13 protein-coding genes are annotated in these 15,801 nt (G+C 72.6%); 7 read left to right on the top strand and 6 right to left on the bottom strand.

What is annotated here, in order from left to right:
* Positions 1–128: 128 nt before the first annotated feature.
* The 3 genes from MRBLMI1_RS01315 to rsmI form a co-directional block, all read right to left on the bottom strand.
* The gene (locus MRBLMI1_RS01315; protein WP_367726343.1) at positions 129–1,073 is read right to left on the bottom strand and encodes a TatD family hydrolase; all 945 of its coding nucleotides are present in this window, start codon (positions 1,071–1,073) and stop codon (positions 129–131) included.
* A gap of 4 nt (positions 1,074–1,077) precedes the next feature.
* Complete coding sequence (gene metG / locus MRBLMI1_RS01310) at positions 1,078–2,655, bottom strand: methionine--tRNA ligase (protein ID WP_367726342.1); 1,578 nt, start codon at positions 2,653–2,655, stop codon at positions 1,078–1,080.
* A gap of 152 nt (positions 2,656–2,807) precedes the next feature.
* The gene (gene rsmI / locus MRBLMI1_RS01305) at positions 2,808–3,626 is read right to left on the bottom strand and encodes a 16S rRNA (cytidine(1402)-2'-O)-methyltransferase (protein WP_367726341.1); all 819 of its coding nucleotides are present in this window, start codon (positions 3,624–3,626) and stop codon (positions 2,808–2,810) included.
* Positions 3,627–3,699: 73 nt separating this feature from the next.
* On the opposite strand from rsmI, the gene MRBLMI1_RS01300 reads away from it, so the two are divergent.
* Positions 3,700–5,274, top strand: a complete 1,575-nt coding sequence (locus tag MRBLMI1_RS01300; RefSeq protein WP_367726340.1) for a dolichyl-phosphate-mannose--protein mannosyltransferase — start codon at positions 3,700–3,702, stop codon at positions 5,272–5,274.
* Positions 5,275–5,465: 191 nt separating this feature from the next.
* On the opposite strand, the gene MRBLMI1_RS01295 is transcribed toward MRBLMI1_RS01300, so the two are convergent.
* From MRBLMI1_RS01295 to MRBLMI1_RS01285, 3 genes are read right to left on the bottom strand one after another with little or no spacing between them, the layout of a single operon-like run.
* Positions 5,466–7,289: a thioredoxin domain-containing protein gene (locus MRBLMI1_RS01295; protein ID WP_367726339.1), complete on the bottom strand. Its 1,824-nt coding sequence runs from the start codon at positions 7,287–7,289 to the stop codon at positions 5,466–5,468.
* Between the two features lie 13 nt (positions 7,290–7,302).
* Entirely contained in the window at positions 7,303–8,139 is an 837-nt protein-coding gene (locus MRBLMI1_RS01290; protein ID WP_367726338.1) for an aldo/keto reductase, read from the bottom strand.
* 53 nt (positions 8,140–8,192) lie between these two features.
* The gene (locus MRBLMI1_RS01285; RefSeq protein ID WP_367726337.1) at positions 8,193–9,668 is read right to left on the bottom strand and encodes an aminotransferase class I/II-fold pyridoxal phosphate-dependent enzyme; all 1,476 of its coding nucleotides are present in this window, start codon (positions 9,666–9,668) and stop codon (positions 8,193–8,195) included.
* A gap of 116 nt (positions 9,669–9,784) precedes the next feature.
* Here MRBLMI1_RS01285 and MRBLMI1_RS01280 point away from each other — a divergent pair, with 116 nt between their 5' ends.
* From MRBLMI1_RS01280 to MRBLMI1_RS01255, 6 genes are read left to right on the top strand one after another with little or no spacing between them, the layout of a single operon-like run.
* A complete protein-coding gene (locus MRBLMI1_RS01280) occupies positions 9,785–10,633 on the top strand; it encodes a nitrilase-related carbon-nitrogen hydrolase (RefSeq protein WP_367726336.1) in 849 nt (282 codons plus the stop codon).
* A gap of 1 nt (position 10,634) precedes the next feature.
* On the top strand, positions 10,635–12,071 hold the full coding sequence (hydA, locus tag MRBLMI1_RS01275; protein WP_367726335.1) for a dihydropyrimidinase: 1,437 nt from the start codon (positions 10,635–10,637) through the stop codon (positions 12,069–12,071).
* Between the two features lie 11 nt (positions 12,072–12,082).
* A complete protein-coding gene (locus MRBLMI1_RS01270; RefSeq protein WP_367726334.1) occupies positions 12,083–13,111 on the top strand; it encodes a TIGR03842 family LLM class F420-dependent oxidoreductase in 1,029 nt (342 codons plus the stop codon).
* Entirely contained in the window at positions 13,108–14,082 is a 975-nt protein-coding gene (locus MRBLMI1_RS01265; RefSeq protein WP_367726333.1) for an ABC transporter permease, read from the top strand. The genes MRBLMI1_RS01270 and MRBLMI1_RS01265 overlap by 4 nt, the downstream gene beginning before the upstream one ends.
* Complete coding sequence (locus tag MRBLMI1_RS01260; protein ID WP_367726331.1) at positions 14,079–14,897, top strand: ABC transporter ATP-binding protein; 819 nt, start codon at positions 14,079–14,081, stop codon at positions 14,895–14,897. Before MRBLMI1_RS01265 ends, MRBLMI1_RS01260 begins: the two co-directional genes overlap by 4 nt.
* Complete coding sequence (locus MRBLMI1_RS01255) at positions 14,894–15,736, top strand: ABC transporter permease (protein WP_367726330.1); 843 nt, start codon at positions 14,894–14,896, stop codon at positions 15,734–15,736. The genes MRBLMI1_RS01260 and MRBLMI1_RS01255 overlap by 4 nt, the downstream gene beginning before the upstream one ends.
* The last annotated feature ends 65 nt before the right edge of the window (positions 15,737–15,801 follow it).

Below are 15,801 nucleotides of genomic sequence, written 5' to 3'. Positions count from 1 at the left end.
GTATGCAACTGCGCCACGTCAACGCGCAGCGCGACCGCCAGCCCCTCGACGGTGACTTGGCGCAAATGGACGCGGAAGCGCCCCCGCGGCGTACATCTGCGCCCAGTCAGCGCCGGGAGAGGCGGGGGTCAGGCGTCGAAGGAGCCGTAGACGGCGAGCGTGTTCGCGGCGACCTGCGCGGCGAGCTCGTCGACGTCCACCTCGAGCTCGGCCGCCAGGAAGCGCAGCGTCACCGGGATGAGGTAGGGCGCGTTGGGGCGGCCCCGGTACGGCGTGGGCGTGAGGAACGGCGCGTCCGTCTCCACCAGGATCCGGTCGCGCGAGATCACCTTCAGCGCGTCCCGGAGGTTCTGCGCGTTCTTGAAGGTCACGTTGCCCGCGAAGGACAGGTAGTACCCGCGGTCGTCGGCGATGCGGGCCATCTCCGCGTCGCCCGAGAAGCAGTGGAACACGGTGCGCTCGGGCGCCCCGACGCGCTGCAGCGTCTCGAGCACCGCCTCGTGCGCGTCGCGGTCGTGGATCTGCATCGCGATCCCGTGCTTCTTGGCCAGGTCGATGTGCGCCTCGAAGGAACGATGCTGAGCCGGGATGCCGTCGGCCTCGGTCCGGAAGAAGTCCAGTCCCGTCTCGCCGATCGCCCGCACCCGCGGCTGCGCCGCCAGCTCGTCGATGACCGCGAGGGCGGCATCCAGCTCCCCCGCCCGCTCGTAGACGGGGGCCTCGTTCGGGTGGATCGCCACCGCGGCGAGGACGCGCGGGTGGGTCGCGGCCGCCCAGGCCGACCAGCGGGACGAGTCCACGTCGCCACCGGCCTGGACGACGCCGTGCACCCCGACCGCCACGGCGCGCTCGAGCTGCTCGTCGAGCGAGAGGCCGGTCTCGCCGTCCTCGATCTCGAGGTGCGTGTGGTTGTCGTAGACGGGGACGGCCAGGGGCTCCGGGGCGGGCGGGTAGCTGACGTCGCGCCGGCCGTCCGCCGAGCGCTCGCGCACGTACTGGCTCGGGTCGCCGCCGTCGATCGTGCCACGCGGGCGGTCGACCGGGGTGCCGCCCGGGGCGGAGTCGGCCGTCATGCGCTCAGGCGTCCTGCTCGACGCGCGGGAACAGCGGCGACAGCGCGGTGACCGTCGACCCCGGGCGCAGGGCGCCCCACTGCCCGGCCTCGCGGATCGGCTGCGCGAGCAGCGCGCCGACGCTCGCGTCGGCGCCGAGCGCCGTCCACAGCTTCTCCGTGGCGATGGGCATGACCGGCGACAGCAGCACCGCGAGCGCCCGCAGCCCCTCGGCGGCGGTGTACAGCACCGTCGCCAGGCGCTCGCGCTGGGTCTCGTCCTTGGCAAGGGCCCACGGCTCGTTGTCGGTGATGTAGCCGTTGAGCGCGTCGACGATGGTCCACACGGCCGCGATGGCCTCGTCGATGCGGAACCGCTCGATCGCCGCGTCGGCGTGGGCGGCGGCATCCTGGACCGTCTTCTGGATGGCGAGGTCGGCCTCGGTCGCCGCGCCCGGCTCGGGGACGACCCCGTCGAAGTAGCGGGAGATCATCGCGACGGTCCGGGATGCCAGGTTGCCGAAGCCGTTGGCCAGCTCGGCCTGGTAGCGGGCGGCGAGGTCCTCCCACGAGAACGAGCCGTCCTGACCGAACGCGATCGCAGAGAGGAAGTAGTAGCGGTAGGCGTCGGAGCCGAAGACGTCGGTGATCTCGGTCGGCGCGATGCCGGTGAGCTTGGACTTCGACATCTTCTCGCCGCCGACGAGCAGCCACCCGTGGGCGAACACGCCGCGGGGCACCTCGAGACCGGCGGCCATGAGCATCGCGGGCCAGATCACCGCGTGGAACCGGAGGATGTCCTTGCCGACCACGTGGTACGCAGGCCAGCGGCGGGCGAACTCCTCGGGGTCCGTGCCGTAGCCGACGGCGGTGGCGTAGTTGAGCAGCGCGTCGACCCACACGTAGATGACGTGCGAGGGGTCCCACGGCACCTGGATGCCCCAGTCGAAGGTCGACCGCGAGATCGAGAGGTCCTTCAGGCCGTTCTTCACGAACGACACGACCTCGTTGCGCGCCGAGTCCGGACGGACGAAGTCCGGCACGGTCCGGTAGAGCTCGAGCAGGCGGTCCTGGAACTCGCTGAGCTTGAAGAAGTAGTTCTTCTCCTGCAGCAGCTCCAGCGGCTTCGAGTGGATCGCGCAGACCTTCAGCCCCTCGAAGGGGCCCTCGCCGTCGACGATCTCGGCCTCGGTCTTGAACTCCTCGCAACCGACGCAGTAGAGCGCCTCGAACTCGCCGGCGTAGATGTAGCCGCGGTCGTACAGGGCCTGCACGAACTTCGCGACGCGTTCCTCGTGGCGCGGCTGGCTCGTGCGGATGAAGTCGTCGTTCGCGACGTCCAGGGTGCGCAGCAGCGGGAACCAGGCCTCGCCGACGAGCTTGTCCACCCACTCCTGCGGCGTGGCGTTGTTCGCCGCGGCCGCGCGCATCATCTTCTGCCCGTGCTCGTCGGTGCCCGTCAGCATCCAGGTGTCGTCCCCGGCCTGGCGGTGCCAGCGCGCGAGGGTGTCGACCGCCACGGTGGTGTAGCCGTGGCCGATGTGGGGCACGTCGCTCGGGTAGTAGATGGGCGTCGTGATGTAGAAGGAGTGGCCGGAAGTCACTCCAGGATTCTACGGGGGCGCTCCGACCCCCTCGGTCGTGTGACGGGGCCGCAGGACCGTGGGACGAGGCCGCTCGGTCGCGTGGCGGCGCGCCCCCATCGGTCAGGCGGCGGCGCGGCGGCGCGCCCCGGTCGGTCCGGCGGCGGCGCCGGTCAGTTCTTGACGGCGAGAGCGGCCTGATAGAGCTCGCGGGAGGAATGACCGGTGAGGGATGCCACCTCGCCGGCGGCCTCCTTCAGGCGCGTTCCCCCGCGGACCAGCTCGAGCACCTGCGTCACGGCGTCGGGGAAGGCGACCTCGCGCGCGCTCGCCCCCTCGACGACGATCGCGATCTCGCCCCGCACGCCCTCGGCCGCCCACGCGGCGAGGTCGGACAGCGGACCGCGCCGGACCTCCTCGTGCAGCTTCGTCAGCTCGCGGCACACCGCGGCACGACGGTCCGCGCCGAACGTCGCGGCCAGGTCCTCGAGGGTGGCGGCCAGGCGTGACGGGGACTCGAAGAAGACGAGGGTGCGCGGCTCGGCGGCCAGCTCGGCGAACGCGCGGCGACGGTCCCCGCTCTTGCGCCGGGGGAAGCCCTCGAACGCGAACCGGTCGGTCGGCAGGCCCGAGACGGCGAGCGCGGTGATGACGGCGCTCGGTCCGGGCAGGACGGTCACCACGACACCGGCGGCGGCCGCCGCCGCGACGAGGCCGTATCCCGGGTCGCTGACGGTCGGCATGCCGGCGTCGCTGAGCACCAGCAGGTCCTGCTCGCGCGCGAGCTCCACCAGTTCGCCGGCGCGCTCCTTCTCGTTGTGGTCGTGCAGGGCGATCAGACGCGGGCGGTTGTCGATCTTGAGCGCGGCGAGGAGGCGCTGGGTGGTCCGGGTGTCCTCGGCGGCGACGACCGAAGCGTTCTCCAGTGCCTCGACGAGGCGTCGGGAGGCGTCGCCGAGGTTGCCGATCGGCGTCGCCGCGAGGATGATCACGGTCCCACCCTATTTCCCCCGACGGGCCCGGACCGCCGGGGACGCCCGCCCCTGCCCGCCCTATGCTGGGGCCGTGAGCGCGCCCGTCGAGACCCTGCCGTCCGCGACGGAGCCGAGCCGGCTCGACGTGTGGCGGGATGCCGTCCGGGCCGACCCCCGTCGCGTCCGGCTCTGGCGCTGGCTCGCGCCGGCGATCGTCACCCTCGTCGCGTTCGCGCTGCGGGTGTTCCGGATCGGAGACCCGCACCAGCTGGTCTTCGACGAGACGTACTACGTCAAGGACTCCTGGAGCCAGTGGGTGCTCGGGTACCCGTCGACCTGGCCGGACGGCGCCGACGAGAGCTTCGCGGCGGGCGACACCGACGTGTTCACCGGCATCGGCAGCTACGTCGTGCACCCGCCGCTCGGCCGCATCCTCATCGGCGCGGGCATGTGGCTGTTCGGCCCCGACACGTCCACCGGGTGGCGGATCTCGGCCGCGGTCTTCGGCACGCTCACCGTCCTGCTGGTCTACCTCGTCGCGCGGAGCATGGGCGGCTCCATCGTGCTCGCCTCGGTGGCATCCGGTCTCCTCGCCATCGACGGCCTCGGGATCGTCCTCAGTCGCATCGCGCTGCTGGACGTGTTCCTGACGTTCTTCATCGTGCTGACGTTCTGGTTCGTGATCCTCGACCGACGGCGCACCCAGGACCAGATCGCCGCCCTCGTCGCGGCGCGGGAGGACGGGCCGCCGACCTGGGGTCCGGTGCTGTGGGACCGTCCGTGGCTCGTCGCCGCGGGCCTGGCCGCCGGCGCGGCGACGGGCGTCAAGTGGTCGGGGCTCTACGTCCTGGCCGCGGTCGGCCTCTACGTCGTCGTCACGGACGCGCTCGCCCGCCGCCGTGCGGGCGTGGTGCAGTGGCCCGTCGACGCCGCCCTGCGGCAGGGGCCGGTGTCGTTCCTGCTGCTGGTGCCCGCCGCGCTCGTGGTCTACCTCGCGAGCTGGTCGGGCTGGCTGCTGACGACTGGCGGCTTCGGGCGGGCCAACGAGGTCCCGGCGGAGGGCTTCTGGGCGTGGGTGCCGCTGCCGTTGCAGAACCTGTGGGCGTACCACGAGCAGATGTACGCGTTCCACGTCGGCCTGACGAGCGGGCACAGCTACGCCAGCCCCGCGTGGCAGTGGCCGCTGCTGATCCGGCCGACGTCGATGTGGTGGCATCAGGATGCCGCCGGCCAGAACGGCTGCCTCCTGCCGAACGGCTGCACCGAGGCCGTCTCGAGCATCCCCAACCCGCTCATCTGGTGGGCGGGCATCGCCGCCGCGGTGTACCTGCTCGTCCGCGTCGTGCTCGTGCGGGAGTGGCGGTTCGCCCTCGTCCTCGTGGGGCTCGCGGCGACGTACGTGCCGTGGCTGCTCTACCCGGAGCGCACGATCTTCCAGTTCTACACGGTGGCGATGGTGCCGTTCCTCGTGCTCGGCCTCGCCTTCGCGCTGCGCGACGTCGGCCGCGGGATGCGCGGCATGCCGCGTCGCTCGGGCCAGCTGATCGTCGTGGTCTTCCTCGTCGCGTGCGTCGTGATCTCGGCGTTCTGGTACCCGGTCTGGACCGCCCTGCCTGTGCCGTACGAGTTCTGGCGCCTGCACAACTGGCTGCCCAGCTGGATCTAGGCCGGGCCCGCGCACGGCCCGCGCCGTGCCCGTCTCTGCCCGCGCCGCAGAATCGGAGCAGCGCGCCGGATTCGGATCAGGATGCCATCGGCATCCGATTCCGGCCCCTCCCTCCGATTCCGCGAGGGTGGACGCGGCCGCACGGGTGCGGATCGGAGGGGCATGGCCCATGGGCTGGGCCGCCGAGCAGGTCAGGCCAGCTGCGCGGGATCGGTCGTGGGCAGCGCGCAGGTGAAGGCGCGACAGTCGTACGCGGTCGCGCGTCCGTCCTGCGCGACCTTGCCCTCGAACAGCGCGAAGTCCGCGTCGGCCAGGGCCTGCGCCTGCGCGGGCGAGACCACTGCGACCACGTCGGCGGACACCCGGCGCGCGGCCTCGGCGATCTCGGCGTCCGGCTCGCCCACGACGACGACCTGGCGCGGCGCGGCGACCAGTCCCACCGCCACCTCCAGCAGAGCCCCGTGGGCGATCGGCGTCGCCAGCGCGGTCGCGGCGGCCGCGCGGACGAGCAGGGCCGCCGCATCGCGGTACCTCTCTCCCGCGCCGAGGCGCCACAGGTCCAGGGCGGCGGCGGCGAACACCGACGGCCCGGACGGCGACGCCCCGTCGCTGGGCACCCCCTGCGGCTGCATGCCCTGCGCGCGCAGGACGGGGTCGCCGCCCCCGGGAGGATGGATGCCGCCGTCCCGCAGGCACGCGTCGATCAGCGCCCGCGCGCGGTCGGCGTACGCCGCCTCGCCGGTCGCCCGCGCCAGGGCGAGCAGCCCGCGGGCGAGCCCGCCGTAGTCCTCGAGCGTGGCCGGCGCCGCGGAACGGATCTCGTCCAGCGATGCGCGGCGGAGGGTGCCGTCGTCGGCGACGTTGCTCTCGAGCACCGCGTCCGCCGCCCAACGCGCGGCCTCGACGAAGCGCGGATCGGTGCGCATCCCGACGGCGGCCAACGCGGCGATCGCGAGACCGTTCCAGCCCGTGACGACCTTGGCATCCAGGGCCGGGGGCGCCAGCTCCGCCCGCTCGGCGGCGGACGCGCGATAGTAGCCGCCCTCCGACCGGGCGCCGTCGATCACGGACTCGGAGTCCTGCGCGGCCGCGATGCCGCCGCTGGGCAGCTGCAGCACGTCGACGAGGAACCGTGCGGCATCCGTCGCCGCCCCCTCGTCGCCGGCGGCCAGGGCGACCTCGACGAGTCCGGCGTTGTCGGTGAGCATGCGCTCGTAGTGCGGCACGGTCCAGTCGCGGCGGGTGGCGTAGCGGAAGAAACCGCCGTCGACGGGGTCGTGCAGCTCGGAGGCGGTCATCGCGGCGAGCGCCCGTGCCGCGACGTCGGCGGCGTCCGGGACGGCCTCGGCGAGCGCGGGATGCTGCAGCAGGCGCAGCACGGGGGTGTTGGGGAACTTGGGGGTCTCGAGGGCGGCACCCGCGGCGAAGCCGCCGTACTCGCGGTCCTCGCGGGCGACGATCTGCGCGACGGCCGGCACGATCTCGTCGAGGGAGGGCGGGGCGTCGACGGGAGCCGCGGCGGCCTGGGCGAGCGCGTCCCGCAGGGCGGAGCCGGTCGACTCGACCTCGGCTCGTCGCTCGGTCCACGCCTCGCGGACAGCGGCGAGCACCTGCGTGAAGGACGGCAGCGGCGGGCGCGGCTGCGGGGGGAAGTAGGTGCCGGCGTAGAAGACGCGCCCGTCGGGGCCGGCGAAGACGGTGAGCGGCCAGCCGAGGTGCGGGGTGAACGCGGAGGCGGCGTCGAGGTAGGCGGCATCCACGTCGGGATGCTCTTCGCGGTCGACCTTGATCGAGACGAAGCCGTCGTTGAGGATGCGGGCGGTCTCCGGGTCCTGGAAGGACTCGCGTGCCATGACGTGGCACCAGTGGCAGGTGCTGTACCCGATGGAGACCATGACGGGCACGTCTCGCTCGGCCGCGAGCGCGAACGCCTCGGGCCCCCAGGGGAACCACGCGACGGGGTTGTCGGCGTGGGCCCGCAGGTAGGGGCTCGAGGCGTCCGCGAGGCGGTTCACGTCTCGCCCGACGTCAGTTCAGGTCGTCGGGGTGGGTGCCGACGCGGCCCGAGCCGTCGCCCGGGTCGATCGCGTCGATGGCGGCCATCTCGTCGGCGGTGAGCTCGAAGTCGAACAGGTCGAAGTTCTCCTCGAGGCGCTCACGGCGCACCGACTTGGGGAACACGATGAACCCGTGCTGGATGTGCCAGCGCAGCACCGCCTGCGCGGGGCTCTTGCCGTGGGCCTCGGCGGCCTCCTTCACGGCGGGGATCTCGAACAGGTCGTACTTGCCCTGGCCGAGGGGGCCCCACGACTCGATGTGCATGTCGTGCTCGGCGCCCCAGGCGGCGATCTCGCGCTGGCTGAGCGCGGGGTGCAGCTCGATCTGGTTCACGACCGGGGTGACACCGGTCTCGGCGACGATGCGCTCGAGGTGCGGGACGAGGAAGTTCGAGACGCCGATGGAGCGCGTCTTGCCGGCCTCGCGGATCTCGATGAGCTTCTGCCACGCGTTGACGTAGTTGTCGTTCTTCGGGGTGGGCCAGTGGATGAGGTACAGGTCCACGGCGTCGAGCTGGAGCTTCTGCAGGCTCTCGTCGATCGCGGCGTGGGCGTCGTCGCCGTCGTGGCGGTCGTTCCACAGCTTGGTCGTGACGAAGAGCTCGTCACGCGGGATGCCGCTGGCGGCGATGGCGCGGCCGACACCCTCTTCGTTCTTGTAGATCGCGGCGGTGTCGATGTGGCGGTAGCCGACCTCGAGCGCCTCGGACACGGCGCGCTCGGCGTCGTCGGCGGGCACGAGGAACACGCCGTAGCCGAGCTGGGGGATGGAGTTTCCGTCGTTGAGCTGGACAGAGGGAACAGTCATGCGAAAAAGCGTAGGCGAATCGATTCGCACCGTTCTCGGGGTTGACGACGCGGTCAGGACAGGGGCGCGGCGGCGGCCGCCCGGGCCAGCGCCTCGGCCACGAGGCGGAAGTTCTCGGTCACCGCCCCGGCGGTGACGCGGACCCAGCCGCCGGCGGCATCCGGTCCGTCCCCGTCGCGTCCCGGGCTCGGCCCCGACGCGCCCGGCGGGAGCGCGCCGGCGACCTCCGGGCGCGGGACGTCGATGACGAACGGGCCGCCCGCCGCGACCGCGATGCCCTCGGCCGCGAGGTGGACGACGGCCGCGCGCTCGTCGCGCACCGGCATCCACAGGTTGATGCCGTCCGGGGTGCCGACGTCCACGCCGAGCCGGCGCAGGTCCGCCGCGAGCCGGTCCAGGCGGTCCCGGTAGATGAGGCGGGCGGTGCGGACGGGGGCGATCGAGCGCGGATCGGAGAGGAGTTCGAGGAGCACGGCCTGCAGCAGGCGCGAGGTCCAGCCGGGACCGAGCATGCGACGTCGCACGATCCGCTCGACGATCGCCGTCGGCCCGCCGAGCGCCGCGATGCGCAGGTCCGGCCCGTGCGACTTGGAGAACCCGCGCACGTGCACGACCTGCCCCGGGATCCACAGCGCGAGCGTGACCGCGGGGGCCGTGGCGATGAGGGCGGAGTGGTCGTCTTCGATGACCGTCACGCGGTCGCCGCCGGGCACCGTGCGGAGCACGTCGGCGAGGCGCCGGGCCCGGTCGAACGACATCGAGGTGCCGGTGGGGTTCTGCGCGCGGGGCTGCAGGATGAGGGTGGACGGGCGCCGGGCCAGCGCCCGGGCGAGGGACGAGGGCAGGATGCCGTCGGCGTCGCTGTCCAGGGGGAGCGGGTCTCCCCCGGCGGCCTCGACGAGATCGAAGATGTAGGGGAACCCGGGCGACTCCACGGCCACACGGTCGCCGAACCGGACGACCTGGTCGACCGTGCGGGAGATGCCGTCGAAGGCGCCGTCCACGACGGTGAGCGCCTCGACGCCGCGGACCGGCCACTGCTCCCGCAGCAGGTCGTGCAGCTCGGGCAGCACGGGCAGGTCGTGGTACCGGCCGGTGTCGGCCCGCGGGCGTGCACGGCCGAGGGCGTTCGCCAGCGAGGGCAGCATCGCCGGGTCCGGCGTGCCCAGCGACAGGTCCAGCACCCCTGCCGACCCGAGCCTGCGTCCGTCGCCGAGGCCGCGCGGGGCCGGGGTGCGGGGGCCCGGGGTGGCGGGGGCGGCCAGTCCCCGCACCCGGGGGCTGAGCCACTCCCGCCGTTCGGCGTGCACGAAGGTGCCCGCGCGGCCGCGCGAGGCCACGACGCCGGCGTCGGCGAGCGCACGCCATGCGGTCGCGACCGTCCCGGTCGAGACGCCGAGGGCCGCGGCGACCTCCCGCACGGTGGGCAGCCGCTCCCCCGGCGACAGCGTCCCGTCGGAGACGAGGCGGGCGATCTCGGCCGCGATCCCCGCCGAGGAGCGCTCCACGAGGGCGTCGGGCGAGAGCATCGGGCCTCCCCTTCCGAACGGTGTCTTAACGACGGTGACACTCGTGGAAATCGTCGGGAAATGTTCAGGCGCGACAGTAACAGAATACGGCGCGGGCCGTGAGGACGGGGACAGACATGACGACGGTGCGAGCGGCCATCACCCAGACGACGTGGACCGGCGACAAGGCCTCCATGCTCGACAAGCACGAGCAGTTCGCGCGGGACGCCGCGGCGGCCGGCGCTCAGGTGGTGTGCTTCCAGGAGCTGTTCTACGGCCCCTACTTCGGCATCACCCAGGACCAGAAGTACTACCGCTACGCAGAGCCGGTGGACGGGCCGATCGTCCAGCGCTTCGCCGCCCTCGCCAAGGAGCTCGGCCTGGTCAGCGTCCTCCCCATCTACGAGGAGGCTCAGACCGGGGTGTACTACAACACCTCCGTGCTCGTCGACGCCGACGGCACCGTGCTGGGCAGCTACCGCAAGAACCACATCCCCCACCTCGAGAAGTTCTGGGAGAAGTTCTACTTCCGCCCGGGCAATCTCGGATACCCCGTCTTCGACACCGCCGTCGGCAAGGTGGGCATGTACATCTGCTACGACCGCCACTTCCCCGAGGGCTGGCGCGAGCTGGGCCTGAACGGCGCGCACATGGTGTTCAACCCCAACGCGACGAAGCCGGGACTGTCGAACCGCCTGTGGGAGGTCGAGGGGCCGTGCGCCGCGGTCGCCAACGGCTACTTCGTGCTGCAGCCCAACCGCGTCGGCCGAGAGGACAACGAGTACGGCGACGAGGCCGTGTCGTTCTACGGCAGCAGCCAGGTCATCGACCCGCGCGGCAACCACGTGGGGGCGATCGGCTCCGCCGAGCACGAGGAGATCCTCATCCGCGACCTCGACATGGACCTCGTGCAGCAGATGCGCGACGACTGGCAGTTCTACCGCGATCGTCGCCCCGACACCTACGGCGAGATCGCGGAGGCCTGAGATGGCGACGACGCTCCTCACCGGCGGCACGGTCGTCTCGGCGACCGGGCGCACCGCCGCCGACGTCCTCATCGACGGCGAGACCGTCGCCGCGGTGCTCGCGCCCGGCTCCACTCTGCTGGGCCACGACCTCGCGGCATCCGTCGACACCGTCATCGACGCGACCGGCAAGTACGTCATCCCGGGCGGGATCGACGCCCACACCCACATGCAGCTGCCGTTCGGCGGCACGAGCGCCTCGGACACCTTCGAGACCGGCACCCGCGCCGCGGCCTGGGGCGGGACGACGACGATCGTCGACTTCGCCGTGCAGCGGGCCGGCGAGCGCGTGCAGGACGGTCTCGCCCACTGGCACGAGCTGGCCGCGGGCAACTGCGCCATCGACTACGGGTTCCACCAGATCGTGGGAGGGGTGGATGCCGACTCCCTCGCAGCCCTGCCCGGGCTGATCGACGAGGGCATCTCGAGCTTCAAGATGTTCATGGCCTACCCCGGCGTCTTCTACGCCGACGACGCGCAGATCCTCCGCGCGATGCAGGTCGCCGCCGACACCGGCCTGCTGACGATGATGCACGCCGAGAACGGCCCCGTGATCGACGTGCTCGCCCAGCAGCTGATCGAGAAGAACAAGACGTCGCCGTACTTCCACGGCGTCGCCCGCGCGTGGCAGATGGAGGAGGAGGCCACGCACCGCGCGATCATGCTGTCGCACCTCACCGGCGCGCCCCTCTACGTCGTCCACGTCAGCGCGAAGCAGGCCGTCGAGCAGCTCGCCTGGGCGCGGGACAACGGCCAGAACGTCTTCGGCGAGACGTGCCCGCAGTACCTCTACCTCTCGCTGGAGGACCAGCTCGGCGCCACGAGCGAGGAGTGGGGCGACTTCGAGGGCGCGAAGTGGGTGTGCTCGACGCCGCTGCGCTCGAAGCACGAGGGCCACCAGCACCACATGTGGCAGGCGCTGCGCACGAACGACATCCAGATGGTCTCCACCGACCACTGCCCGTTCTGCATGAAGGACCAGAAGACGCTCGGCCAGGGCGACTTCCGGGCCATCCCCAACGGCATCGGCTCCGTCGAACACCGCATGGACCTCATGTACCAGGGCGTGGTGACCGGCGAGATCACCCTCGAGCGCTGGGTGGAGCTGACCAGCACGACACCCGCGCGCATGTTCGGCATGTACGGGCAGAAGGGCGTCATCGCCCCCGGCGCGGACGCGGACGTCGTCGTGTACGACCCGGCCGGGCACACCTCCATCGGGGTCGGCAAGACCCACCACATGAACATGGATCACTCCGCGTGGGAGGGCTACGAGATCGACGGGCACGTCGACACCGTCATCTCGCGCGGCAAGGTCGTCGTCGACGACGGCGCGTACATCGGCGCGAAGGGCGACGGCCGCTTCGTCAAGCGCGGCCTGAGCCAGTACCTGGTCTGAGAGGGGACCCCATGGATTTCGGCGTCGTCCTGCAGACCAATCCGCCCGCCGCCCGCACCGTCCAGCTGTCGCAGCTGGCCGAGGCCCACGGCTTCAGCCACGTGTGGACGTTCGACTCGCACCTGCTGTGGCAGGAGCCGTACGTCGTGCACTCGGCGATCCTCGCCGCCACCCGCCGGGTCACCGTCGGACCCTTCGTCACCAACCCCGCCACACGGGACTGGACGGTCACGGCATCCACCTTCGCCACCCTCAACGAGATGTACGGCAACCGGACGATCTGCGGCATCGGCCGCGGGGACTCGGCCGTGCGCGTCACCAACGGACGGCCCACGACGCTGAAGGCGCTGCGCGAGTCGGTGCACGTCATCCGCGAGCTCGGCAACTCCCGCGCGGTGGAGTACAACGGCGCGACGCTGCAGTTCCCGTGGAGCCGCGGATCGACGCTCGACGTGTGGGTCGCCGCCTACGGACCCCTCGCCCTGAAGCTCACCGGCGAGGTGGCCGACGGGTTCATCCTGCAGCTGGCCGACCTCGATATCGCGGAGTGGATGATCGCGACGGTCCGGAGGGCGGCGGAGGACGTCGGCCGCGACCCCGACGAGATCGCGTTCTGCGTCGCCGCCCCGATGTACATCGGCGAGGACACCCCCGAGAGCCGCGCGCACATGATCGAGCAGTGCCGGTGGTTCGGCGGGATGGTCGGCAACCACGTCGCGGACATCGTGTCGAAGTACGGCGGGGACTCCTCCGTCCCCGCGGCCCTCACCGACTACATCGCCGGCCGAACCGGCTACGACTACAACTCGCACGGAAAGAGCCACAACGACCACGTCGACTTCGTTCCCGACGAGATCGTCGAGCGCTTCTGCGTGCTCGGCACCGCCGAGGAGCACATCGCCAAGCTCGAGAAGCTCCGCGCCCTGGGCGTGACGCAGTTCGCCGGCTACCTCCAGCACGACAACAAGGAGGAGACCATGCGGGTGTACGGCGAGACCGTCATCCCCGCGCTGACTCCCCCGGTGACGGCGAAGCGGTGACCGACCAGCTGCCCGCCCCCGGCACGGCGGCCCCCGTCCCCGACGAGGAACGGATGCCACGCGGCATCCGCTCCGCCCGGGGTCGCACGTGGGCGGTCCGAGCAGGCTGGGGCGTGGCGGGCGTCGCGGCGGTCGCGCTGCTGTGGGAGGCGTACAAGTTCCTCGGGCCGGCGGAGGGCGTGACCGTCGGCGACGACGGGTCCGCCGGGTCGGGCGTCATCCTGCTCCCCCGCACGCACGACCGCGCCATGCCGCACGTGTGGGAGATGGCGGCGCGCATGTTCGCGCCCACCAGCGGCGGCGACACGCCCCCGCTCCTCGTCTCGGTCGCGGGCGCCGCGGGGATGACCCTCGGGCTCGCCGCGCTGGGGTGGCTCATCGGGGTGGTCGTCGGCTCGCTGCTCGCGATCGCGATGCAGCGGTGGCGGCTGGTCGAGGCGGGCCTGCTGCCGTGGATCGTCGTCAGCCAGATCGTGCCCCTCATCGCCTTCGCCCCGGTCGTCAACGCGATCGGCACGCAGGTCGACCGTTCCGGCATCCCGTGGCCGCCGTGGCTGTCGGTCGCGCTCATCGCGTCGTACCTCGCGTTCTTCCCCGTCGCCGTCGGCATGCTGCGGGGCCTGAACGCGCCCGACGCGATGCACCTCGACCTGCTGCGGGCCGCATCGGCGGGATGGTGGCGCACGCTCGTACACCTGCGCCTGCCCGCGGCCGTGCCGCACCTGCTCCCGGCGCTGCGGCTCGCGGCGGCGTCGGCCGTCGTCGGCGCGGTCGTCGCCGAGGTGTCGATCGGCCTGCGCGGGGGCATCGGCCGCATGCTCATCCAGCTCGCCGGTCAGGCCTCGTCCGACCCCGCCGCCCCCTGGGCACCGACCTTCGGCACCGTCGTCATGGGCCTCGTCGCCGCCGCCGGCGTCGCCCTCGTCGGCGTCGCCCTCCATCGTTTCCGTCGCGGAGAGGACACCGCATGAGCACCGCCACCGCCCCCGCCACCGGGACCGAGCACGCCGTTCGCGCCGCCGGCGTCGCCAAGGTGTTCGCCAGCCCCGGGGGCGAGGTGACCGCCCTGACGGGCATCGACCTCGAGATCGCCGCCGGGGAGTTCGTCTCGCTCATCGGCCCCTCCGGCTGCGGCAAGTCGACGCTGCTCCGCCTCATCGCGGACCTCGACTCCCCCAGCGCCGGGGAGCTCACCCTCTACGGCAAGCCCGCCCGCCGCGCCCGCCTCGACCAGGACTACGGCATCGCCTTTCAGCAGGCCGCGCTCCTGCCGTGGCGCACCGTCGCCGCCAACATCGCCCTGCCCCTCGAGCTGCACAAGTGGCCCCGGGCCCGCCGCGACGCCCGTGTCGCCGAGCTGGCCGAGCTCGTCGGCCTCACCGACTTCGTCGACCGCTACCCCGATCAGCTGTCCGGCGGCATGCAGCAGCGCGTGGCGATCGCGCGCTCTCTCGCCGTCCAGCCGCGACTGCTCCTCATGGACGAGCCGTTCGGCGCGCTCGACGAGATGACCCGCGAACGGCTGCAGTCCGAGCTCGCCCGGATCGCCGCCGAGACCGGGGCGGCCGTCGTCTTCGTGACCCACTCGATCCCCGAGGCGGTGTTCCTGTCCGACCGCGTCGTCGTGATGAGCCCGCGACCGGGGGTCATCACCGACGTCATCGACACCCGCCCCGGGCGGGACCGCGACGACGAGCTGCGGGAGTCGCCGGAGTTCTTCGCGCGGGTGACCGCCGTCCGCGAGGCGCTGCACGGCGCCCCCGTCCACCGGGCGAACGAGCGATGACCGCCGCCCCGGCCCGCGCGGCGGCCCGCTCCTCCGCGGCCCGCTCCTCCGCTGCCCGCGCCGACCGCCCGCTCCCCGCCTGGGCCCGGGTGGCGGCGCCCGTCGTCGTCGGTGTCGCCGGGCTCGTCGCGTGGTGGGCCTTCGTCGCCTCGGGCAGCGCCCCGCGCATGCTGCCCGACCCGTTCGCCGTCGCCGGCGAGCTCGTCACGCGCTTCGCCCTCGTCGCCGAGGCCGCGACGATCACCGGCGGCAACGCGCTCGTCGGGCTCATCGCGGGCACCCTCGTCGCCGTGCTCATCGCCGCGCTCGCCGCGACCTGGCGTCCCGTCGACGGGATGACCGCGCCGCTGGTCGCCGCCCTCGCGGTCGTCCCGATCGTCGCGCTCACCCCCATCCTCAACACGATGTTCGGCGCGTCCAGCCAGTTCGGGCGCCAGGCGGTCGCCGCGATCGCCGCGTTCGTCCCCGTCTTCGTCAACACCCTCCGTGGCCTCCGGCAGACCCGGCCCGTCCAGCGCGACCTGTTCCGCGCCACGGCCGCGACCGGCGGCCAGACGTTCCTGCGGCTGACCCTGCCCACCGCGCTGCCGTACCTGCTCACGGGTGTGCGGGTGGCGGCATCCCTCGCCGTCATCTCCGCCCTCGTCGCGGAGTACTTCGGCGGACCCGCCGACGGCATCGGCACCGCGATCGCGACCTACGCCAAGTCGGGACGCGCCGCGCTGGCGTGGGCGTTCGTCGGCGGCGGCATCGCGATCGGCCTCGTCTTCTACCTCGTCACCGCCCTCCTCGAACGCGTCGTGGCCCGTCGCCTCGGCGCCCTCCGCCCCCGGGGCTGAGACCGCTCGGCATCCCCTCCGCCCCACGACAGAACGGCCTGCACCACCCGACACACGCTCCACCC

It is taken from the genome of Microbacterium sp. LMI1-1-1.1, assembly GCF_040815675.1.
Lineage (GTDB): Bacteria > Actinomycetota > Actinomycetes > Actinomycetales > Microbacteriaceae > Microbacterium.
This window is presented reverse-complemented; position numbering and strand designations above follow the sequence as displayed.